The 21,896-nt window shown below is 41.3% G+C and carries 21 protein-coding genes; all 21 read right to left on the bottom strand.

The window, feature by feature from the left end:
- Positions 1–3: 3 nt before the first annotated feature.
- Entirely contained in the window at positions 4–702 is a 699-nt protein-coding gene (locus T494_RS0108660; RefSeq protein WP_028505962.1) for a hypothetical protein, read from the bottom strand.
- A gap of 23 nt (positions 703–725) precedes the next feature.
- Entirely contained in the window at positions 726–1,292 is a 567-nt protein-coding gene (locus T494_RS0108665; RefSeq protein ID WP_028505963.1) for an NAD(P)H-dependent oxidoreductase, read from the bottom strand.
- Positions 1,292–2,644 carry an MATE family efflux transporter gene (locus tag T494_RS0108670; protein ID WP_028505964.1) on the bottom strand — a complete coding sequence of 451 codons (1,353 nt, stop codon included), beginning with the start codon at positions 2,642–2,644 and terminating at the stop codon, positions 1,292–1,294. The genes T494_RS0108665 and T494_RS0108670 overlap by 1 nt, the downstream gene beginning before the upstream one ends.
- 61 nt (positions 2,645–2,705) lie before the next feature.
- Entirely contained in the window at positions 2,706–5,144 is a 2,439-nt protein-coding gene (gene leuS / locus T494_RS0108675; RefSeq protein ID WP_028505965.1) for a leucine--tRNA ligase, read from the bottom strand.
- A 34-nt stretch (positions 5,145–5,178) separates the two neighbouring features.
- Positions 5,179–5,547, bottom strand: coding sequence for a ribosome silencing factor (gene rsfS / locus T494_RS0108680; protein WP_028505966.1), 369 nt, complete (start codon positions 5,545–5,547; stop codon positions 5,179–5,181).
- Positions 5,548–5,567: 20 nt separating this feature from the next.
- Positions 5,568–6,152, bottom strand: a complete 585-nt coding sequence (yqeK, locus tag T494_RS0108685; protein ID WP_028505967.1) for a bis(5'-nucleosyl)-tetraphosphatase (symmetrical) YqeK — start codon at positions 6,150–6,152, stop codon at positions 5,568–5,570.
- Positions 6,153–6,167: 15 nt separating this feature from the next.
- Positions 6,168–6,782 carry a nicotinate (nicotinamide) nucleotide adenylyltransferase gene (gene nadD / locus T494_RS0108690; RefSeq protein ID WP_028505968.1) on the bottom strand — a complete coding sequence of 205 codons (615 nt, stop codon included), beginning with the start codon at positions 6,780–6,782 and terminating at the stop codon, positions 6,168–6,170.
- Positions 6,779–7,075 (bottom strand): YhbY family RNA-binding protein, encoded by a 297-nt coding sequence (locus T494_RS0108695; RefSeq protein WP_028505969.1) that lies wholly within the window; start codon positions 7,073–7,075, stop codon positions 6,779–6,781. Before T494_RS0108695 ends, nadD begins: the two co-directional genes overlap by 4 nt.
- Positions 7,076–7,078: 3 nt before the next feature.
- Positions 7,079–7,666, bottom strand: coding sequence for an RdgB/HAM1 family non-canonical purine NTP pyrophosphatase (gene rdgB / locus T494_RS0108700; RefSeq protein WP_051540257.1), 588 nt, complete (start codon positions 7,664–7,666; stop codon positions 7,079–7,081).
- A 9-nt stretch (positions 7,667–7,675) separates the two neighbouring features.
- Positions 7,676–8,584: a signal recognition particle-docking protein FtsY gene (gene ftsY / locus T494_RS0108705; RefSeq protein WP_028505971.1), complete on the bottom strand. Its 909-nt coding sequence runs from the start codon at positions 8,582–8,584 to the stop codon at positions 7,676–7,678.
- 14 nt (positions 8,585–8,598) lie between these two features.
- Complete coding sequence (gene smc, locus T494_RS0108710) at positions 8,599–12,165, bottom strand: chromosome segregation protein SMC (RefSeq protein WP_028505972.1); 3,567 nt, start codon at positions 12,163–12,165, stop codon at positions 8,599–8,601.
- Entirely contained in the window at positions 12,156–13,193 is a 1,038-nt protein-coding gene (locus tag T494_RS0108715; RefSeq protein WP_028505973.1) for a radical SAM protein, read from the bottom strand. The genes smc and T494_RS0108715 overlap by 10 nt, the downstream gene beginning before the upstream one ends.
- Positions 13,183–13,881 (bottom strand): ribonuclease III, encoded by a 699-nt coding sequence (rnc, locus tag T494_RS0108720; protein WP_081777273.1) that lies wholly within the window; start codon positions 13,879–13,881, stop codon positions 13,183–13,185. The genes T494_RS0108715 and rnc overlap by 11 nt, the downstream gene beginning before the upstream one ends.
- 44 nt (positions 13,882–13,925) lie before the next feature.
- A complete protein-coding gene (gene plsX / locus T494_RS0108725) occupies positions 13,926–14,936 on the bottom strand; it encodes a phosphate acyltransferase PlsX (protein WP_028505975.1) in 1,011 nt (336 codons plus the stop codon).
- Positions 14,937–14,951: 15 nt separating this feature from the next.
- Positions 14,952–16,274 (bottom strand): methylenetetrahydrofolate--tRNA-(uracil(54)-C(5))-methyltransferase (FADH(2)-oxidizing) TrmFO, encoded by a 1,323-nt coding sequence (gene trmFO, locus T494_RS0108730; RefSeq protein ID WP_028505976.1) that lies wholly within the window; start codon positions 16,272–16,274, stop codon positions 14,952–14,954.
- 40 nt (positions 16,275–16,314) lie between these two features.
- Positions 16,315–18,414, bottom strand: coding sequence for a type I DNA topoisomerase (gene topA / locus T494_RS0108735; protein WP_028505977.1), 2,100 nt, complete (start codon positions 18,412–18,414; stop codon positions 16,315–16,317).
- A gap of 22 nt (positions 18,415–18,436) precedes the next feature.
- Positions 18,437–19,669, bottom strand: coding sequence for a DNA processing protein DprA (locus T494_RS0108740; RefSeq protein ID WP_028505978.1), 1,233 nt, complete (start codon positions 19,667–19,669; stop codon positions 18,437–18,439).
- Entirely contained in the window at positions 19,662–20,477 is an 816-nt protein-coding gene (locus T494_RS0108745) for an RNA methyltransferase (protein ID WP_028505979.1), read from the bottom strand. The genes T494_RS0108740 and T494_RS0108745 overlap by 8 nt, the downstream gene beginning before the upstream one ends.
- An 85-nt stretch (positions 20,478–20,562) precedes the next feature.
- Positions 20,563–20,916, bottom strand: coding sequence for a 50S ribosomal protein L20 (gene rplT, locus T494_RS0108750; RefSeq protein ID WP_028505980.1), 354 nt, complete (start codon positions 20,914–20,916; stop codon positions 20,563–20,565).
- A gap of 48 nt (positions 20,917–20,964) precedes the next feature.
- A complete protein-coding gene (gene rpmI / locus T494_RS0108755) occupies positions 20,965–21,162 on the bottom strand; it encodes a 50S ribosomal protein L35 (protein WP_028505981.1) in 198 nt (65 codons plus the stop codon).
- Between the two features lie 23 nt (positions 21,163–21,185).
- Positions 21,186–21,749, bottom strand: a complete 564-nt coding sequence (gene infC / locus T494_RS0108760) for a translation initiation factor IF-3 (RefSeq protein WP_051540259.1) — start codon at positions 21,747–21,749, stop codon at positions 21,186–21,188.
- Between the last annotated feature and the right edge of the window lie 147 nt (positions 21,750–21,896).

The following is a 21,896-nucleotide window of genomic DNA, read 5'->3' on the forward strand; positions in this document are numbered from 1 at the left end:
TATTTAATCAGACTTTTTACTTCCGCACTCGTGACAGAATGCAGAGCCTTTTACCTGTGCTCCGCACTTGTGACATACCCATGTCTGCGGCTCTTCTTCGGTGTCGGGGATGTCCGCAACGGCTCCTGGATTTCTTGTGCCGCAGGTAAAGCAATAAAGTCCGCCTTTGACCTCGCTGTTACATTTTGGACATATCCATGGTGAATCGTCACAGCTATATCCGGACGGTTTATAGCCGTCAACGCATTCTTTCTTTATATAGTACTTGTTTAGTTTATCAAGCACCGACAAATCCACACTATCATATGCGGCATCTCCCACAATGGTCGGACTATTGCAGTAAGGACAGACAGCATATTTTTCATCCACCCACTGAGTTATTTCTTTGGGATCAAATATGTTGCAGCAGGTATAGCAGCCGCAGTTGCAGCGGCTCTTAATAAGATATTTATTATCTTTACGTGTTTTATATAACGTCATAAAGTAAGGCTCGCTCATCATGCCAAAGGCAGGCATCTGAGGTGTTCCTGCAAATAAATGATCTATAATATTATCAGACAAGAAGTTGTTGTTTACTGATGGTTCCGGTGGTATGCTTATATCAGCATTTTCCGGCTTTTTTACGCCGCATTCACAGCAGAAATCCCCTGTGTTTTCATTACCGCAAACCTGACATAACCATTTCAGATCACTGTCTGACATAGAGCTTACCTCCTTTCAGAATATCAATCAAACAATTTGTCTATATTTTTCTTTGCTTCATCCATAATAGATTCAACGTCTGCTCCTATAATATCCAGACCTTGCGCACTTATAAACTCCACCTGCGGTATACCGTAGAATGATCTGCATAGCTCTCTTATATATCCATATCCGAAATCTTTATTGAAGATCTGCCCCCCTGCGGTAGTTACGTAATACAGTTTTTTCGCTTTGCACATACCAAACGGGATACCGTTTTTATCATAATCAAATGTTACGCCAACAGCAGTTACATTCTCAAAATAAACCTTTATCAATGAAGAAAACGAAAGGTCCCAAAAAGGTGATGCAACAACAATAATATCCGCATTGGAAAACTGTACAGCATATTTTAATATCTTGTGTTTGGTGTCTTTATTTAGAAGAGCACTGTCCCGTTCGGAAAGCCTTTGTGCATCAAGCGGGGCAATATTCTCGTTTTGAAGGTCGACACGTATGACCTCACCGTCAAGTTTTGAAATTAAATAGTCAGCAAGAGCTTTGGTACGTGATTTTTCTCTTACACATCCGTTTATAAATAATACACTCATTATGATCCTCCCATTTTCTTTAGTTCTGAATAAGCAAAAGGTATTGCCATCAGCAGTGAACAAAGATCTGCCGCTGACTGTGCACATTCAACACCGGTCAATCCGAACTGATATGAAAAAACTAATAATATTGGTATAAAGAATATACCGCTGCGTGCAGAAGATGCTATTGATGCTTTTAGTCCCGCACCAATACTTTGAAGCATCATATTTGTCATAACGATACCGCTCATAAATGGCAGTGATACTGACTGAAAACGCAGTGCTTTTGCTCCTATCTCAACAACTTTGGGGTCATCTCTGAAAAAGGATATTATCTGCGGAGCAAAAATAAAGCAGCCTGTTGCAACAACGATCAGAAAGGAAGTACCGTATTTAACGCAGAAGAAATATCCGTCCTTAACACGTTTTTTCAGATCAGCACCGTAATTAAAGGAGCATACAGGCTGATAACCCTGACCAAAGCCTATCAAAGCTGAAGAAACCAGCATCAGTACCTTTGTAGCAACAGACATTCCTGCGATAGCTTCATCACCGCCGTAATTCCCTGCTGTAGTGTTAAGCAGAATTGTTGCAAGTGCAGCAAGTCCCTGACGGAAAAGCGATGGTACGCCGCCATTTATAATTTCAAAGATATAATGTTTGTTGATCCTGATGTTTTTTAGTCTTATATGTATATTACCGCCTTTACGGCTTCCTATCAAAAGGACTATGAAACTCATTATCTGACCGCAGACTGTTGCGAGGGCTGCTCCGGAGATCCCAAGATCAAATACAAATATAAATATGGGGTCAAGGATAATGTTTGCAGCTGCTCCGGCTAAAAGCCCGAACATGGCGTATATTGCACTGCCCTGAAATCTAAGCTGATTGTTTACAACGAACTGACCTGTCATGAACGGAGAGCCGATAAGGATAATACTCATATATCTTTTAGTATCATCAAGTGTTGCATCGGTGGCACCAAGCATATCGGCTATAGGTTCAACAAAGATGATACCTAAAGCAGCGATAACAACACCCAATAGCAAGGATAATGCAAAGCCTGTTGCCGCAGCTTCATTAGCTTGCTTTACGTCATTAGCACCAAGCTTTCTTGCAAGAAAGCTTCCTGATCCCTGACCGCACATAAAGCCCACTGCCTGGATCATTGCCATTACAGAGAATACAATTCCAACCGCAGCAGTTGCCTGTGTGGATATTTTTCCCACAAAGAATGTATCTGCGGAATTATAAAGCCCTGTAACCAGCATACTGATTATGGTGGGCACACAGAGCTTTAATATAAGCCTTTTCACAGGGGTCCGGGTCATAAAGTCATATTTATTCTGTCTTTCTTCTGACTCGCTCATTGGTTGACCTCTATCTTTATAGCATAAATGTCACCCTTGTCAAAGAGTGACATTTTGCTGATCATTTAACTACAATATTTACCAGTTTGTTAGGAACATAGATCTCCTTGACCACAGTCTTTCCGTCCATAAGGGCAGAAATGGCAGGCTCAGCCTTAGCCTTTGAAAGAACTGAATCCTTATCCGAATCAACTGCAATTGTAAGCTTTGCCTTGATCTTGCCGTTGATCTGGACAACGATCTCAATACTATCTTCAACCAGCTGCTGAGGATCATATGTTGGCCACGGTTCATATGCGATGGTGTCACTATGTCCGAGGATACTCCATATTTCCTCGCCTATATGAGGCGAAACGCATGAAAGCATCTTTATAAAGCCCTCTGCATACTCTTTAGGACAGCTGCCGTTTTTATATATAGCGTTTACAAAGATCATCATCTGGCTGATCGCTGTATTGAAAGCAAGGCTCTCATAGTCATCGGTGACCTTTTTAACTGTCTGATTATATACCTTTGCAAGTGAACCGTCATTGTTATCTGTAAGATTGCTCAGATCGGTAAAGAATGTCCATACTCTGTTAAGGAACTTTCTTGCGCCCTCGACACCATTTTTGCTCCATGGCTTACTTACCTCAAGAGGTCCCATGAACATTTCATACAGACGCAGAGTATCTGCACCGTAATCTCTTACGATATCCGAAGGATTGACAACAAATTCAGGGAATCTTTTGCCCATTTTGATCCCGTTCTCACCAAGTATCATTCCCTGGTGAACCAGCTTTTTAAACGGTTCTTTAGTAGGGGCAAGACCTTTATCGTAAAGGTATCTGTTCCAAATTCGTGAATAGATAAGATGTCCCACTGCGTGCTCGGGACCGCCGATATACAGATCCACAGGCATCCAGTGCTTTAAAAGCTCCTGATTTGCAAATTCCTTATCATTATGAGGATCGATATATCTGAAGAAATACCAGCTTGAACCTGCACTTCCGGGCATAGTGGATGTTTCACGGGTGCCCTTAATCCCGTTATTATCATACTTTTTCCATTCAACGGCGTTTTCAAGCGGTGCTTTTCCGTTCTTTCCCTTGTAATCATCAAGCTCGGGAAGAATAAGGGGAAGCTCGGAATCGTCCAGAACGTAGATCTTTCCGTCATCTCCGTGTACAACAGGTACAGGTTCGCCCCAGTATCTCTGGCGGGCAAATATCCACTCACGGAAGTGATAGTTTACAGTTCTCTTTGCTCTGCCCATTTTTTCAAGCTTCTGAGTAATAGCTTCTTTGGCTTCTTCAACTGTCATCCCGGTAAATTCTTCGGAATTTATCAGTTTATATCCTTTACCCAGGTAATCCTGCTTTTCAAGTGCAGCACCTGAAACATCGATATGACCGTCCTTATCATTTCCGTCTATGACCTGGAGCATATCAATATTATGAGCAACAGCATACTCAAAGTCACGCTGGTCATGGCTTGGAACCGCCATAACCGCACCTGTGCCATAGCTTGCAAGTACAAAATCGCCTATAAACATACGTACTTCTCTTCCATTTACAGGGTTGATACATGTTATTCCCTTGAGCTCACAGCCTGACTTGGTCTTATTAAGCTCGGTACGGTCCATATCGTTCTTTTTCTTTGTTTCATCAATATAAGCCTGTACCTCTTCCCTGTTCTGTACCCTGTCAAGGAGACTTTCGGTTATTGCTCCGTCGGGAGCGAGCACCATAAAGGTAATACCGTAGATCGTTTCAATACAGGTAGTGAAGATCGAGAATTTTCCGCCGCCTACTATATCAAACTCTACCTCAACACCGGTGGACTTACCTATCCAGTTGCGCTGAATAGCCTTTGTTGATTCAGGCCAGTCTATCTCATCAAGGCCCTCAAGGAGCTTTTCGGCAAATGCAGGCTGGTCGATTACCCACTGCTTCATATTTTTACGTACAACAGGGAAACCGCCACGCTCCGATTTTCCATCGATAACCTCATCGTTTGACAGAACTGTACCAAGTTCCTCACACCAGTTCACAGGCATATCTATGTACTTTGCATAGCCGTCGTTATAAAGCTGTTTGAAGATCCACTGTGTCCATTTGTAAAACTCAGGATCAGAGGTTGCGACCATCTTGGACCAGTCATAGTCAAATCCAAGCTCTTTCAGCTGCTTGGAAAAAGTTTCAATATTCTGCTGAGTAAAACCGTTAGGGTGATTACCTGTATTCACGGCGTACTGTTCTGCGGGCAGTCCGAAAGAATCATAACCCATTGGGTGAAGAACATTGTATCCCTGCATACGCTTCATTCTGGATACTATATCCGTGGCAGTATAGCCCTCGGGATGTCCTGCGTGAAGACCGACTCCGGAAGGATATGGGAACATATCCAGGGCGTAAAATTTAGGCTTGCTGAAATCCCAGACATCAGTTTTGAAAGTTTCGTGCTCTTCCCAGTATTTCTGCCACTTTTTCTCAATAGCAGCGTAATCATAATTTGCCATTGTAATCAATCCTTTATTGTGAAATTATAGTTTTTTATTCCTTGACAATGTATTGTGAAATATCAACACTTGTACCGTCGGACCAAAGTCTTTCAAGGTTATACTGATCCCTTGTCTCCTTATAGAAAACATGGACAACAACATCGCCGTAATCAAGAACGATCCAGTTCTGTCCCTGATAGCCTTCTGTTCTCAGAGGTTCAATGCCCAGCTGAGTCATTTTAAACTCAACCTCCTCGGCAAGAGATTTAGTATGAATGTTAGACGTTCCGTTTGCGATTATGAAATAGTCGGCAATGATCGTCAGATCGCCGATCTTTATCGTCTGTATATCCTCAGCTCTTTTTGAATCCAGAGCCTTAACAATTACCTCTATTTTCTGCTGTGCAGTAAGTTCTGCCATAAACATCGTCCTTTCGTTTGTTATGTATTTTTCATTATACGTACAAAATCGTTGTATGCTTCAAGTGTACACTCAGGTATAGCATTGCCCTTTGATACACTGTCTGTAATGGAAAATTTAAGTGCCTCATACATTGCCTTTTCAAGGCTCTGATCGGCATACTTGCGCATTTTCTTAACATCTTTATAATCACGGTCCTCTGAGATAAGATCAGCAAGATAAACTATCTGGCTCAGCTTTGGCATATTTCCGCAGGCAACGGTATGATATCTTATGGCATGGATTATCTCTTTATCGGTTATTCCAAATTCAGTCTTTACAAGTTCCGATCCGGCTATGGCGTGATAAAGAGGAGTTGCGTTCTTTTCTATATCACTGACATCAAGCGGCGAGGTCAAAGCGATCTCAAGCTGTTTTGTAATATCAAGTTCCTTTGCGCAGTCATGCAGCAGACCTGCTATATACGCCTTATCAGCGTCCGCCCCATACTTCCTTGCAAGTTCAAGTGCTGCGCCTGCAACATTAATGGAGTGATTATATCTTTTCTTTGAAAGATTATCCTTCAGATATGCCTTATATTTTCCGATCTGTTTTTTATCAAGCACTAATAAGACCTCATTCTATTTACTATTCTTATACAATTTCTTATCATAAATATATTTTACAACATTTTTATCCAAATAGCAAGTACAATCCTCTGAAAAAGAGATCATTTGCCTTATTTGTGTTGATGAAACCTCTAAAGGACGGGTTTTTATCACAATTATCTCTCCACCGCATTCATCAGTCAGTTCTTTAGCATAAGCCCGGAGCATTTCATCTGTATTGCTGTTTTCTCTTGAAACGCACAAAAGAGCTGCCAGCTTTAGTATTTCATCATATTTATACCATTTTTCAAAACTCAGCAGCATATCACTGCCCATTATAAAGTATAGTTTACAGTCGGGATAAACTTTATGGAAATGCCGCAGCGTCTTTACAGAATAGCTTTTCCCGGTTTGTCTGAGCTCCCAGTCATCAACCTGTGCATTTTCAAATCCTCTGAAAGCAATTTTACACATATTAAACCTGTCCTCACCGCTGACAAGCTCGCTGGATGATTTGTGGGGAGGGATCCTGTCAGGCAGGATGATCACTTTATCAAGATCGATCTCATTGAGCACAGACCTAAGACAATTTATATGTCCCTTATGGACAGGGTTGAATGTACCGCCGTATATTCCTATCTTTTTCATTTGTTTTTTAGTTTTATTACCGGATCCTTCGGGTTCGGTTTATAAAGTACTGCCTTTGACCCGATCACCTGGACAACATCTGCGTTTATCTTTTCTGCAATTTCTTCGGCTGCTTCCCTTGCCGAATACAAAGAATTATCAAGCACCCCAAGCTTTACAAGCTCATGTACTCTGAGGTAATCATCTATCTGTGCGATCTGGTTATCATTCAGTCCACCTTTACCCACCTGAAATGCACAGGGCAGGCTGTTTGCGTAACCCTTTAATTCAGCTCTTTGTTTTGGTGTTATCATCTTCTACACCTGCTTTCTCTCGTTTAGCTTTTCAATAAGCGCTTTCAGCGCATTTGCTCGGTGTGAGACCCCATTCTTTTCCTCTGCGCCAAGCTGCGCAAAGCTCTTTCCTTCATACATAAATACCGGGTCATATCCAAAACCGTTTTCACCGATAGGCTCATATCCTATTTTACCATAGACTCTGCCTTCAACAGGGATCTCCGATCCGTCAGTATCTATGAAATGAATAGTGCAAACAAAATGAGCTGTTCTGTTTTCTTCGCTGACATTTTTCATTTTTTCAAGTACAAGAGAAACTCTGTCAGCATCGTTTTCACAGCCGCCATACCTTGCAGAATATATTCCCGGCTCGCCGCCAAGTGCATCAACAACAAGTCCACTGTCATCTGCAAGCACTGCACAATGCTTTAAAGCGTAGATAGCACGTGCTTTCAGCGCAGAATTTTCAGCAAATGTGGTGCCTGTTTCTTCAACCTCGATGTTTATACCTGCTTCACTCTGTGAAACCACATCGTATCCAAATGGCTGAAGCAGCTGTTTATACTCTCTTATCTTTCCCTTATTATTACTTGCTATAATAAGCTGCATTATCTCACCTTATTCCTCAAACAAAGCATCGACAAAATCTTTTGCAACAAAGTTCTGAAGATCGTCTATCTGCTCACCGACAGTAACAAGCTTTACAGGTATTTTAAGATCATCGGTAATACTGATGATTATACCACCCTTTGCAGTTCCGTCAAGCTTGGTAAGAATGATACCTGTAATATCAGCAACCTCATTGAACTGTCTTGCCTGGTTAACAGCATTCTGTCCTGTGGTAGCATCAAGAGCAAGAAGCACCTCAAGGGCACAGCCCTCTGCCTGCTGATGAACTATCCTTGCGATCTTTTTAAGCTCGTCCATAAGGTTCTTTTTATTGTGCAGTCTTCCTGCGGTATCGCATATAACAACATCTGCTTTCCTTGATTTTGCAGCAGTAAGAGCATCAAATACAACCGCAGCAGGATCCGAGCCTTCATTATGCTTTATAATATCCACCCCTGCACGCTGTGTCCAGACCTCGAGCTGGTCAATAGCAGCTGCTCTGAATGTATCCGCAGCGGCAACGATAACTTTTTTTCCCTGATTGCTCAGTGAATACGAGAGTTTGCCTATTGTTGTGGTTTTTCCCACACCGTTTACGCCGATAACGAGTATAACAGACGGTGTTGTTGAAAGATCAAGAGGCTGATCCTCGCCAAGCATATCGGTGATAACATCCTTTAGCATATCTCTTATCTGCTCAGGTTCTTTTACATTTTCTTTCTTAACTCTGTCTCTGAGTTCATCACAGATCTTTACCGATGTGTTCACACCGATATCGCACATGATAAGGGTTTCTTCAAGCTCCTCAAAAAGCTCTTCGTCGATCTTTGAGAATTTCTTTAACAATCCCTCGATCTTACCCATCATTGAGTTCTTTGTTTTCCTCAGACCGTTTCTAAGTTTTTCAAATAATCCCATATTTTCCTCCCGGATCAATCAAGTTTCATTTGTTTGACGTCGCTCCCGGACATTGCAAGCAGTCTGGAAACGCCTTTATCCTGCATGGTTACGCCATAAAGCATATCTGCTTCTTCCATTGTTCCTCGTCTGTGTGTTATGGCGATAAACTGTGTCTTATCGGTCAGTCTATGCAGGTATTGAGCATATTTTACAACATTTGTATCATCAAGTGCCGCTTCGATCTCGTCAAGCAGACAGAAAGGAGACGGCGAATGCTTGAGTATTGCAAAATAAATAGATATTGCGACAAGTGACTGCTCTCCGCCGGAAAGGGACAACAGATTGGTTATTACCTTACCCGGAGGCTGTGCATTGATATCTATGCCGCATTCAAGGACATTTTCGGGGTCGGTAAGAATAAGCTCTGCTGTTCCTCCTCCGAAAAGCTCGGCAAATATCTTTTTGAAGTTAGTGTTTATAACGTCAAATGTCTGTATAAACATACTCTTCATATTATCAGTCAGCTGTTCTATCATATCCTCCAGTTCTTTTTTAGAGCTGTTGACATCTTCAAGCTGATGTGACATGAATTCATATCTTTCCGATACCTCAGCATATTCCTCGATAGCACCCAGATTAACATTGCCCAGATTTTTGATCTTGTTCCTTAATTCCGTCAGATGCTTATTCGCTTCATCAAGATCATCTATAGGCACTGCCATCTGAGCAGCATCGGTCCTTGTAAGCTCATAGTCGTCCCAGAGCTGTGAAACAAGCTTATCGAAATTCTCCTTAATGGAATCGCATCTTTCCTCTGTACGTGTGATCTGAGTGGAGAGATTCTCTTTTTCGTCCATTTTGTTCTTAAACTTATTTCGCAGCATATTTGCAGATGCATCAAATTCAAGGTGCCTTTTCTGACACTGAGATATCTCTGAATTCAGCTTTTCTATCTCGCTTACAGAATTGGCAATATAGTCCTTATGGGAATTGATTTCATCCTTTTTACTTTGGATCTGATCCTTACACTCGGAAACCGAAAGCTCCAGTTTGCTGTTTTCATCAGAGCTGTTTTCTATAACGCCCCGTATCTGCTGGATGGAAAGTTTGCAGGCTTCAGCATCTTTTGCAACCCCGGCTGCCTTAATGCGTAATTCTGACAGCTCGGCAGTAAGGTCTTCCCTCTTTTTCTTCAGCTCCACCTGTTCACTCTGTGATACTGTCAGCTTTGCTTCCCAGTCAATTATATCTTTATCAACTGTGGTTATGTCATCAGAAGCCTTTTCAATTTCCTTTTGTGATGCAGATATCTTTGCTTTTAACTGTTCTATAGTCAGATCAATGTCATCAAGCTGTTTTTCATACTGCTGTACAAATTCGCCGACCCTCTTTATCTCCGATTCAAATCTGACGCAGTCATTATTATATCCACCAAGCTGTTCTTTGAGCCCTTCAATATCTGCCGAATACTTGGCAGTTTCCTGGGACATCATCTCGACTTGCTTTTCAAGATCCTTCAGATTTTTAGATAGCTCGTCCTTATCCCTGTTGATCTGCTCGATCTCATTCTTTCTGGAAAGAATACCTGTGCTTTTGGACACGCTTCCTCCTGTATACGAACCTCCGGCATTGATTATCTGACCATCGAGAGTAACGATCTTAAACTTGTAGTTGAACTTTTTAGCTATCACAGATGCAAGATCAATGTTTTCACAAACACAAACATTGCCCAGAAGACTTTTGATGACCTCGCTATACTTATTATCGGTTTTTACAAGTTCATTAGCCATTGAAACATATCCGTCCATTTCAGACAGACCGCTGTTTTCAAATGATTTGGATCTGACTGACGTGATGGGCAAAAATGTTGCCCTGCCAGCTTTATTCTCTTTCAAAAGACCAATGCAGCGCTTTGCAACGCTTTCATCGTTAACAATAATGTTTTGCAGAGCACCGCCAAGGGCAGTCTCAATAGCAATTGTATATTCGTTCTTAACATCTATCAGCTGAGCAACGGAACCGCATACGCCTTTGATCCTTCCCTGCTTGCCGGCTGTAAGAACGTGCTTAACGCTGTAAGAAAAACCTTCCATAGATTTTTCCAGATCGTTGAGAATAGAAAGCTTTGAATCAAGCTCTCCAAGTCTCAGTCTTAACTGAGAAAGCTCCTCACGACCTGATTCGAGTTTTGCCGCTTTGTTTTCATATAATTTGGTGAGCCCGGCAAGCTTATTTTCACATTCCTGTTTCTTATCATCGGCGTTGTTCTTTGCGTTGCGAAGCTCACTAAGCTCTTTGTTTGCCAGCTTTTCTGTCTTTTCAAGCTCGTTTTTGCTTTGTACAGCAGAGCTTATCTGCTCGTTATAATCCGAGATATTGTTCTTTTCATTTTCAAGTTTGAAATTAAGCTGATTTTTGTCAAGATAATATTTATTTATACGGGAATTAACTTCGCTTATACTCTTATCGGAATCCTCGGATTTAAGAATAAGCTTTTGTATACGGTCCTCTTTTTCAAGTATCTCGTTTTCGATCTCATCCTTCTTGGCACTTAACGAATCCAGATCTTTCTCTCTTTTTTCAAGCTCTGTGGTATTAAAATACCTCATGCTCTTAGTTTCTTCGATCTGTTCGTTAAGCTGAAGGATCTTATCCTCGAGGTGGGATATGTCGTTTTCTATAACTGCCATATCGGTCCTGAACTGAGAATTTTTCTCTTCGATACTATGTATCCGGTCTCTGATATTATCTATATTCTCAAGCTCAAGTGCGCTTTTCTGAGAGTATTCAAGTATAGCATTATCAGCATCGGAAAGCTCATCATTAAGGCTTTCATACTGCTGCCTCAAAGAAACGAGTTTTTCTTCATGCCCCTTTATCTGAGACATATAACTGTCAAGCCTGTGGTTCCAGACCGAAACTTCAAGTTCTCTCTTTTCGTCGTCAAGTACACGAAATTTTTTGGCTTTTTCAGACTGTGTTTTCAAAGGTCCGATCCTTGATTCCAATTCTGTTATGATATCGTTGAGCCTTGAAATATTATCCTGTGCTGCAACAAGCTTTTTCTGCGCTTCTTCTTTTTTTAATCTGAGCTTTGATATTCCGGCGGCTTCCTCAAATATCTCTCGTCTGTCCGAAGAACGGCCCTTTACTATATCTGCTATCCTGCCTTGTCCGATAACTGAATAACCGTCTCTGCCAAGACCTGTGTCAAGGAACAGTTCTACAACGTCTTTGAGTCTTACGGCGTTACCGTTTATCATATACTCGCTGTCGCCGTTCTGATAGAGCTTTCTTGAAACGGATACAAGATCGGAATCAAAATCAAGCGTATGATCTTCATTGGATATATTTATTGTGACCTGCGCAAATTGTGATTTAGGGCGAGACTGCGTGCCGTGGAAGATAACTCCGGACATTTTTTCATCACGCATTGCCTTAGTGGATTGTTCACCCATTACCCAGCGCATTGCATCACTTATATTGCTCTTGCCGGAGCCGTTTGGTCCCACAACAGCAGTTATACCTTTATTAAATTTCAGTTCGGTCTTATCAGGAAATGACTTAAATCCCTGTATTTCCAGACTTTTCAGATACAAACTCTCACATCCCTGACTTCTACTTCGTATTTGGACAATTTTTCATCGCCCACCACTTTTATGTTTATCCCATTTTTTAAAAAATGTTCACTATTTGCTTTTTTATGTCCTATTGCTGCACTGATACATCGTGGGGAAACAGCACAGGTAACATGATATCTTTGTCCCTGCGCATTTTCGGCAATGGGTATACCGGATTTGCGAAAAGCATTACTCATATTCTCACGAATAATTCTGCTTTCACATAATTCTCTGAATGCGGGATGGTAATACCCTGCCACCATATCACGCTCAACGAACTCACTTGCATGAAGTCCGCATTTGAGCACCTTTATCCCTGCATTTTCAAATTCATAAAGCATTTTTGAGCACAAATCTATAACATCGTCCATGCTAATAAGATGATATTTCCCGGCTTTAAACAGCTGTGCAAGCTTGGTGCCTTTCAAAACCACAACCGGATAAATTCTGACTGTATCAGGCTTTATTTCAAGCACTTTTTCCATGTTTTCAAGCTCAATATCCATGTCAGATCTGTATAGTCCGACCATAAGCTGAAGTCCAAGCTCAAAGTTATGCTCTTTGATAAGCTTGCAAGCGTTGACAATATCAAGGGTACTGTGACCTCTTTCGTTGGCGTCAAGGACTTTGTCATTTAAAGACTGCGCTCCGATCTCGATAGATGTTACGCCGTATCTTTTCAATATATCAAGCACTTCATCATCTATATAATCTGGGCGTGTAGATATCCTTATACCGCTAAATTTTCCTTCTCCCAAATAAGCATTTGCAGCTTCAAGAAGTTCGATCATATATTCCCTTGGAACAGCTGTAAAGCTGCCTCCGAAAAAAGCGATTTCAGTATTTTCAGGATCCTTTATCTGTTCAAGTGCCTTTGAGCATATACGTCTTACATCCTGTGCATGGGGGATCTGTGAATTTCCCGTGATAGTATGCTGGTTACAAAACGCACACATATGAGGACAGCCCACATGGGTAACAAATATAGATATATTATTATGCTTCATAGCCCATAAGCGATAGCGCTTCCTTTGCAGCATTCTGTTCTGCGGATTTCTTTGACTTGCCTATACCCGTACCAATAACATTGCTGTTTAGCATTACATTGACAGTAAACTTTTTGTCGTGATCCGGACCGGATTCATCTGTAAGGACATATTCAACTTTTTCCTCGGGATTTTTCTGGATTATCTCCTGAAGTGCTGTTTTGTAATCAACAAAGCTGACGACACTATGTGGCTTAATATCTTCAGGAATAAACGACAAAACATATTTTGTTGCCACATCAAGACCGCCGTCAAGATAGATAGCGGCAATAACAGCTTCAAACGCATCAGAAACTATTGACGGTCTTTCCCGTCCGCCGGTTATTTCCTCACCTTTACCAAGAAAGATATATTCACCAAGATCTATCTTTTTGGAAAAGTCAAACAAAGCCTGTTCGCACACTAAAGATGCTCTCAGCTTTGTAAGCTCACCTTCGGGCAGGTGCTTAAAATGCTCAAAAATATAATCCGAAACGATAACAGATAAAACGGAATCGCCTAAGAACTCCAGTCTTTCGTTATTTTTACGCTGTTTTTTGCATTCGTTGGCATAAGAAGAATGAGAAAGAGCCTCGATAATAAGCTTTTCATTTTTGAATTTGTAACCTATTTTTTCTTGAAATTCTTTTATTGTCTCGTTTTCATTCATATTAAAAACTCCCAAATAATAATAACAACTATAAAATCGAAAAGTTACTTATCGGCTGATTCTGCTTTCATCTGGGCAAGTGCCTGAGTTATGGTATCTATTACCTTAGTTTCCGTAAATTGCTTAGCCTGTCTTATGGCGTTATAGAAAGCCTTAGCGTCAGAGCTTCCATGTGCTTTGATAACAGGCTTTGCTGTTCCAAGCAGCGGAGCTCCGCCGTACTCGGAATAATCAACCTTTTTCTTGAAATCTTTGATATTCTTCATAACCATTGCCGCAGCAAGTTTTGTCTTCAGATTCTTTTTGAAGATACCTTTAAGCTCGTTTGAGAAGAATTTTCCCATTCCTTCATAAAGCTTCAGCATAAGGTTGCCGCAGAATCCGTCTGCAACGCATACGTCACAGTCGCCGAGCGGAAGCTGCCTTGCCTCAATATTGCCGGTAAAGTTGACGGGAGCATTTTTCATTAGTTTATATGTTTCAAGTTCAAGCTCTCTGCCCTTGGATTCTTCAGCACCGATATTAGCAAGTGCTACACGTGGATTCTTTACTTTCATTATCCTATTCATATAAGCTGAGCCCATTATACCGAAATGGACAAGCATCTCCGGGCGGCAGTCAGCATTCGCACCACTGTCAAGAAGCATTGTTGGCTTGCCTGCCGTTGGAAGTATAGTTGCAAGAGCAGGTCTTTTTACGCCTTTTATTCTCTTTACAATAAAAGTAGCACCAACAACAAGCGCTCCTGTTGAGCCGGCAGAAACAAAAGCATCGCCCTCTCCGTCAGCAAGCATTTTCATGCCCACTGCCATAGAGCAATCCTTTTTACCCTTTATAACTTCGGTAGGTTCTTCGCAAATATCTATAACCGAATCTGCGTGTTTGATTTTAAGAGATGATATATCAAGCTGATTTTTCTTTGCACAGGCTTTTATTCTCTTTTCATCACCCACAAGTGTTACATCTACCTTAAAATCATTATGTGCTTTTAATGACCCTTTTATAACTTCCAGCGGTGCATTATCTCCGCCGAATGCGTCAATAACAATATTCATGCTGTGACCTCCTGTTTAAAGCTGTGAAATGAATCTGTCAAGGTCATCAAGACCTCTGTTTGAGATTTGTGCGTATTTAAGCTTTTTATCCCTTATTTTTTCGGGCAGCTCCGGTAAGATTCCCATATTGCATCCCATAGGCTGAAACTTCTCTACAGATTCGTCTGAGATATATTTTGAAAGTGCTCCGAGCATTGTCGTTTCAGGCAGGCTGACTTTACCCAGACCTCTGAGCTTTCTGCTCAAACATAGACCGGCAAAGATACCGCTGGCAGCAGATTCAATATATCCCTCAACTCCCGTTATCTGCCCTGCAAAATAAATATTTTCATTGTTTCTCATGCAAAACTGCTGTGTAAGAAGTTTTGGAGAGTTGATAAATGTATTTCTGTGCATTACTCCGTATCGCAGAAACTCTGCATTTTCAAGTCCCGGGATCAAAGAAAAGACTCTTTTTTGTTCTCCGAATTTCAGATTTGTCTGGAAGCCTACCATGTTATACATGGTTCCCTTTGAGTTTTCGGCTCGAAGCTGAACGACCGCATACGGTCTTCTGCCTGTTCTTGGATCCGTAAGTCCTACCGGCTTCAGCGGACCGAAACGCATTGTATCCTCTCCACGCTTTGCCAGCACTTCAATGGGCATACAGCCTTCATAGACCTTGAAGCCGTCTTTTGAAAAGTGTTCTTTTTCAAATTGCTTTAACTCCGCACTTTCCGCATTTATAAGTTCATTGTAAAAACGCAGATATTCATCCTTGTCCATAGGGCAATTTATATAATCAGCTTCACCCTTACCGTATCGGGAAGCAAAAAACACTTTTTCATTATCAAGGCTGTCAAACGAGACTATCGGTGCTGCTGCGTCGTGAAAATATAGATAATCACCGCATAGCTTTGATATTTCATCGGCAAGTGTATCACTTGTAAGCGGACCTGTTGCGATTATAACATTTCCGTCCGGAATACTGGTTACCTCATCCTCAAAAACTTTGATTTTCTCATGAGCTTTGATCTTATCTGTAATTATGTCCGAAAACAGAGTTCTGTCAACTGCAAGTGCCCCGCCTGCACTTACTCTTGAAGCTTGGGCAGCCTGCATTGTAAGTGAACCCAGTCTGCGCATTTCCTCTTTGAGCATACCGGCAGCAGATTCGATCCTGTCAGCTTTAAGGGAATTTGAACATACAAGTTCAGCAAAACCCTTATATTTATGCGCAGGTGAAAATTTCACGGGTTTCATTTCGTAAAGCTCAACTTCTATACCGAAATTTGCAAGCTGCCATGCAGCTTCAACTCCCGCAAGACCTGCACCGATTACTTTTGCTTTATTATTCATGTTTGATTATCCTTTAAATCGAGCCGTACTTTGCGATCGATCAATCTTCTTTAGGAGAAGCGGACAGATCACGCCTGTAATCACATTCCGGCTTATGACACAAAAGCAATCCATGCTTTCCGCCCTTTTGGAAAAGCGTTGAGCCACACTTAGGACAAACCTCTTCCGTAGGCAGGTCCCAAGTCATAAACTCACAATTAGGATTGTCTTCGCATCCATAATACTTTTTGCCCTTCTTTGTCTTTTTGAGCAGTATCTTTTTGCCGCAATAAGGACATTTACCGCTCATTTCCTGAACTATTCTCTTTGTGTTTGTACACTCAGGGAAACCGGAGCAAGCAAGAAACTTTCCGTATCTTCCTATTTTTATTACCATAGGTTTTCCGCAAACTTCGCAGATCTGGTCCGATTCTTCGCTTGGTATCTTAACTCTCTTACCGTCCATTGACTTCTCTGCTTCGGTAAGCTCATTATCAAATTCTCCGTAAAAATCATGGAGAGTTTTGATCCAGCTTTTTTTGCCGTTTTCCACCTGGTCAAGGCTGTTTTCCATATTTGCTGTAAACTTAACATCAACGATCTTTTTAAAATGCTCACTCATAAGGTCATTAGTGACCTCGCCAAGTGTTGTGGGCTTGAGCTGTTTACCGTCACGTTCAACATAGTTTCTCGCAAGAATAGTTGTGATCGTGGGAACATACGTTGAAGGTCTGCCGATACCTGTTTCTTCAAACGCTTTAACAAGGGTCGCTTCTGTGTATCTTGGAGGCGGCTGAGTAAAGTGCTGATTGCCTTCAAGAGATTTAACGTTCACCTTATCGCCTTTTTTGATTGGCGGCAAAACGTTCTTTTTCTCTGTATCATCATCCTTGCTTTCTTCGTAAAGGACTGTAAAACCGTCAAATTTAATTGAAAAACCGGTCGATTTAAAGCAGCAATTATCCGCCACTATATCAACAGATACTGTGTCCATAAGACAATTTGCCATTTGAGATGCAATAAATCTTTCCCAGATAAGCTTATAAAGCTTGTATTGGTCATTGGTCACGCCGCTTGCCTTTACTTCATCGGGAGTTAATTCCGGATGTGTAGGTCTTATAGCTTCGTGTGCATCCTGAGAATTGCCCTTGCTCTTAAATTTTCTTGGAGTATCAGGGACATAGTTATCGCCGTATTTTTTTCTTATAAACTCCGTAGCAGCAGCACGTGCTTCATCGGATATCCTCAGACTGTCTGTTCTCATGTAGGTTATAAGACCTGTTTGTCCCATGGACTTGATCTCAACACCCTCGTAAAGCTCCTGGGCAGTTTTCATTGTTCTTCTGCCCTGGAATCCGAGCTTTCTTGAAGCTTCCTGCTGTAAAGTTGACGTTGTAAACGGTGCAGCCGGGGATTTTCTATGGATGCTCTTTTTTACATTTTCTATAACAAAGCTTTTATCTTTAAGGCGATCAAGGATCTTATCCGTCTGTTCTTTATTCTCAAGCTCGATCTTTTCACCGTCGACGGTATTAAGCTTGGCAGAAAATGCTCTTCTGCTTCCCGAAGCTGTAAACTTACCGTCAATAGACCAGTATTCCTGTGAAACAAAAGATCTAATTTCATTTTCACGGTCACATATCATCTTAACCGCCACAGACTGAACTCTGCCAGCAGACAGACCACGCCTTATCTTTCTCCACAAAAACGGTGACAGTTTATATCCCACGATCCTATCAAGGATACGTCTTGCCTGCTGTGCATTAACAAGATTAAGGTCGATCGTCCTGGGATTAGCCATTCCGGCTTTTATTCCGCTTTCGGTGATCTCATTGAACGTTACTCTGTTTTTTTGTTCAAGATCAAGGCCCAGTATCTGTGCAAGATGCCACGAAATTGCCTCTCCTTCCCGGTCAGGGTCTCCTGCCAGATAAACATGATCACACTTTTTAGCTTTTTTCTTTATATCTTTTATAAGGTTTTCTTTTTCCTTGATGTTGACATACAGAGGCTCAAAATTATGCTCAATATCAACAGCAAGCTTAGATTTAGGCAGATCACGAAGATGTCCCATAGAAGCAACAACTTCATAATCTCCGTTAAGATATCTTTTTATTGTCTTCACCTTTGTAGGTGACTCAACTATAATAAGATCAGACAAATTCCATTCTCCGTTCTATATGTTAATCTGCCAGTTCAAACTGATTACCCGGCAAGCTGTTTACTATACCCTCAAGTTCCAGCAATGTTAGTGTAGAAAGTACAGTTGAAATATCAATCCCTGTTTGTGTACATATATTATCCGCAAGCGTCCTTCCCTTTTCAAGAACCTTGCATACCGCTGACTCCGTCTCGTTCAGCTGTCCATAATCTATCTCAGGCTTGGATTTTTCTTCATCCGATCCGGTACCGCTATCTTCCGAATGTGCATGATCTTTTGCAGACTTTTTATTAGTTTTGTTTTCCTTTTCTTTGCTGAAAAAGCTTGAATCATCCACGGGAAGACTGAAATCTCCGAACTGATTTGTATATGAAAAGCTTTCAAAGTTATCATAGGAAAGAAGTCCCACTACATCCTGAGCATTGAAAATAGGAATACACCCGTTTCGTATCAGATATCTCTGACCGAAAAATCTCTTGTCCGTAATATCTCTTGGCGGAAGGACAAACACAGGTTTTCCCTGAGCAGTGGCATGAATATAATTATCAAGCCCATGGCTCTGCATACTTGCCTCAATAAAAATAACACCCTTTGAGATACCAACGAGTATTCGGTTCCTTAACTTGAATGCGTTGCTTATGGGCTTGCTGCCAGGGATAAGCTCGGATATAACCACACCGTTCTCAGCGATTTTCCTTTTCAGATCAAGAGTATTCTCCGGATAGTCATGACCTAAAGCAGTACCGCACACAGCAACAGTAGGTACATTGTTGTTCAGAGATACAGTATTTGCGATCTGGTCGATACCAGTTGCAAAACCGGAAGCAAGCGTTATATTGCATTTTATCAATTCCGAGGAAAGAACCCTTGCTGTATATATCGAATACTCACACGGCATCCTTGTCCCCACAAATGCGATAATATTGACATTGTCTATCAGCCTTATATCTCCATAGCTGAAAAGGACAGCAGGCGGATTAGCGATATACGCCAATGACTTAGGATATTCATCGCTGTCATAACAGCAGATGCTTATTTCCTTTTCGTTACAGTAATCAACTATCTTCTGAGCATCATCCTGTGAGAATTTATCAACAGCATCATACTCTTTTTCGGTTACAGCGCTTATTTCATGTGCTTTAAGGCTTGCATAGAACTCCCGGACATTATCAAAATTAGCGGACAGATCCCAGATACGAACATTGCCGGGACCAAATATCTTTACAAGCAATAACCAGATCAAGCGATTATCCATTTTTCTGTCCACCTCTGCACATTTCCCATAGTAAGATAGCACCTGCTGATGCAACATTAAGAGAATTGGTATTGCCAAGCATAGTAATAGTTACCTTTTTATCGCATAGTTCAATATCATCATCCGCAATACCGTTGCCCTCATTTCCAAGTACCATTGCACTTTTGCAGCCAAAATCAACATCTGTTATACTTTCAGCATTTTCATCTATAACAGATGCAAACACAGTGATAGAATTGCCTTTCAAGAGCTTTATAACTTCCGAGAAGCTTTTAGTGTGAATTATCCTCATTCTGAATACCGTACCCATTGCAGAACGGATAACCTTGGGATTATAAAGGTCGCAGCATCCGCACATGAAAACAGCATCAACACCTACAGCTTCAGCTGTTCTGAGCAGCGTGCCAACATTACCCGGATCCTGCAGATCATCAAGGATCAGATATTTTCCGTTTTCATCTTCAGTATCCCCCTCAAATGCTGTACGTATCATTTTGGCTTCGATAAACACGCCCTGAGGATATTCGGAATCTGACATTTTCTGTGCCACATCATCGCTGATAAAATGGAACTGCTCGTATTTATCAAACCATGTGGGATCAATATAATCGGTGTACTTTTCGACAGCCTTTTGAGTCGCAAAACATGAAGTTATAATAAGCTTCCCGTTTTGCCACTGCTCAAATGCATCACGGCAGACTCTTGCTCCCTCGATCACAAACGAGCCCTCTTCATATCTGAATTTTCTGTTTGTTGAGAGCTTAATATAGTGCTTGATCCTGGGGTTGTCTTTGCTTGAAATAAACATAAAGCACACCGTTCTTTCGCTTATTTTTGCACCTTAATATATAACAAAACACGCATATCCGTTAAAACATGCGTGTCAGTATTTATTAAAGTGCAGCCTTAGCTTTCTCAACGATCGCAGTAAATCCTGCAGGATCATTGATTGCTATTTCAGACAACATTTTTCTGTTCAAATTGATATCAGCCTTCTTAAGACCGTTCATCAATGTGGAATAATTCATTCCGTTGAGCTTTGCAGCAGCAGAGATTCTTGTGATCCAGAGCTTTCTGAAATCTCTCTTCTTAGCCTTTCTGCCGATGTATGCATACTGTCCTGACTTCATTACGGCTTCTTTAGCCATCTTGAAGTGTTTGCTCTTTGCTCCGAAATAGCCCTTAGCAAGCTTCAGAGTTTTATTTCTTCTCTTACGAGTCATCATTGCTCCCTTAACACGAGCCATAGTTATTACCTCCTAAAATTTCTTAGATCGTTTCCCTACAACCCGTTATTACTTGTAAGGTACAAGAATCTTAATGTTATCCAGATTTGACTTATCTGCAACTGCAGCACCACGAAGAATTCTCTTACGCTTGTGATCCTTCTGTGTAAGTCTGTGTCTCTTGTTTACGTGCTGGAATTTTACCTTGCCGCTGCCTGTAACTTTAAAACGCTTCTTGGCACCGGAATGTGTTTTGATCTTTGGCATTGATTTATCCTCCCTTGAATTTATTACTTAGATTGTTTCGGAGAAACGAACATCACAAGACTGCGTCCCTCCATCTTAGATGGCTTGTCAACAACACCAGCTTCAGAAATCTCATCCTTGAATTTTGCAAGTATCTCCTCGCCAAACTGAGGGTGAGCAACCGTACGCTTACGAAACCTTACGGAAACCTTAAGCTTATCTCCTCCATTAAGGAACTTTATTGCCTGATTGACCTTGGTATTGAAATCATGAGTATCAATGGTAGATGACATCCTGATCTCTTTTACCTCAATGACCTTCTGATTTTTCTTTGCTTCTTTTTCACGCTTGGACTGTTCAAAACAGAATTTGCCGTAATCCATTATCCTGCACACAGGCGGTTGCGCCTGCGGAGCGATCTTTACAAGGTCAAGATCCTGCTGAAAAGCAAGTTCCAATGCCTCACTCGCACTTACGATACCAAGCTGATCTCCGTCAACGCCGATCAAACGCACTTCTTTGTCCTTAATTTCTTCGTTGATCTGATGTTCTCTGTTGCTAATGACACAGCACCTCCAATATACAAAATATAAAACGGGTACAGACATAGATCCGTACCCGCATAGAAAGCATAAATAATAATGCGATCAGATGTTGACCTTTTCGCCTTGGCTAAAGGTGAGAACGAATCAAGTCCTACTTTGTTTACTCAAGTATTATACAACATTGCCCATACTTTGTCAAGTCGTTAACAC

This window comes from Ruminococcus sp. FC2018 (assembly GCF_000621805.1).
Classification (GTDB): domain Bacteria; phylum Bacillota; class Clostridia; order Oscillospirales; family Ruminococcaceae; genus Hominimerdicola.

Bases quoted from the DNA above. Each gene is read 5' to 3' on its own strand.
- T494_RS0108660 (WP_028505962.1), bottom strand. From the start codon at position 702: ATGTCAGACAGTGATCTGAAATGGTTATGTCAGGTTTGCGGTAATGAA.
- T494_RS0108665 (WP_028505963.1), bottom strand. From the start codon at position 1,292: ATGAGTGTATTATTTATAAACGGATGTGTAAGAGAAAAATCACGTACC.
- T494_RS0108670 (WP_028505964.1), bottom strand. From the start codon at position 2,644: ATGAGCGAGTCAGAAGAAAGACAGAATAAATATGACTTTATGACCCGG.
- leuS (WP_028505965.1), bottom strand. From the start codon at position 5,144: ATGGCAAATTATGATTACGCTGCTATTGAGAAAAAGTGGCAGAAATAC.
- rsfS (WP_028505966.1), bottom strand. From the start codon at position 5,547: ATGGCAGAACTTACTGCACAGCAGAAAATAGAGGTAATTGTTAAGGCT.
- nadD (WP_028505968.1), bottom strand. From the start codon at position 6,782: ATGAAAAAGATAGGAATATACGGCGGTACATTCAACCCTGTCCATAAG.
- T494_RS0108695 (WP_028505969.1), bottom strand. From the start codon at position 7,075: ATGATAACACCAAAACAAAGAGCTGAATTAAAGGGTTACGCAAACAGC.
- rdgB (WP_051540257.1), bottom strand. From the start codon at position 7,666: ATGCAGCTTATTATAGCAAGTAATAATAAGGGAAAGATAAGAGAGTAT.
- ftsY (WP_028505971.1), bottom strand. From the start codon at position 8,584: ATGGGATTATTTGAAAAACTTAGAAACGGTCTGAGGAAAACAAAGAAC.
- T494_RS0108715 (WP_028505973.1), bottom strand. From the start codon at position 13,193: ATGAAGCATAATAATATATCTATATTTGTTACCCATGTGGGCTGTCCT.
- rnc (WP_081777273.1), bottom strand. From the start codon at position 13,881: ATGAATGAAAACGAGACAATAAAAGAATTTCAAGAAAAAATAGGTTAC.
- plsX (WP_028505975.1), bottom strand. From the start codon at position 14,936: ATGAATATTGTTATTGACGCATTCGGCGGAGATAATGCACCGCTGGAA.
- trmFO (WP_028505976.1), bottom strand. From the start codon at position 16,274: ATGAATAATAAAGCAAAAGTAATCGGTGCAGGTCTTGCGGGAGTTGAA.
- T494_RS0108740 (WP_028505978.1), bottom strand. From the start codon at position 19,669: ATGGATAATCGCTTGATCTGGTTATTGCTTGTAAAGATATTTGGTCCC.
- T494_RS0108745 (WP_028505979.1), bottom strand. From the start codon at position 20,477: ATGTTTATTTCAAGCAAAGACAACCCCAGGATCAAGCACTATATTAAG.
- rplT (WP_028505980.1), bottom strand. From the start codon at position 20,916: ATGGCTCGTGTTAAGGGAGCAATGATGACTCGTAAGAGAAGAAATAAA.
- rpmI (WP_028505981.1), bottom strand. From the start codon at position 21,162: ATGCCAAAGATCAAAACACATTCCGGTGCCAAGAAGCGTTTTAAAGTT.
- infC (WP_051540259.1), bottom strand. From the start codon at position 21,749: ATGTCTGTACCCGTTTTATATTTTGTATATTGGAGGTGCTGTGTCATT.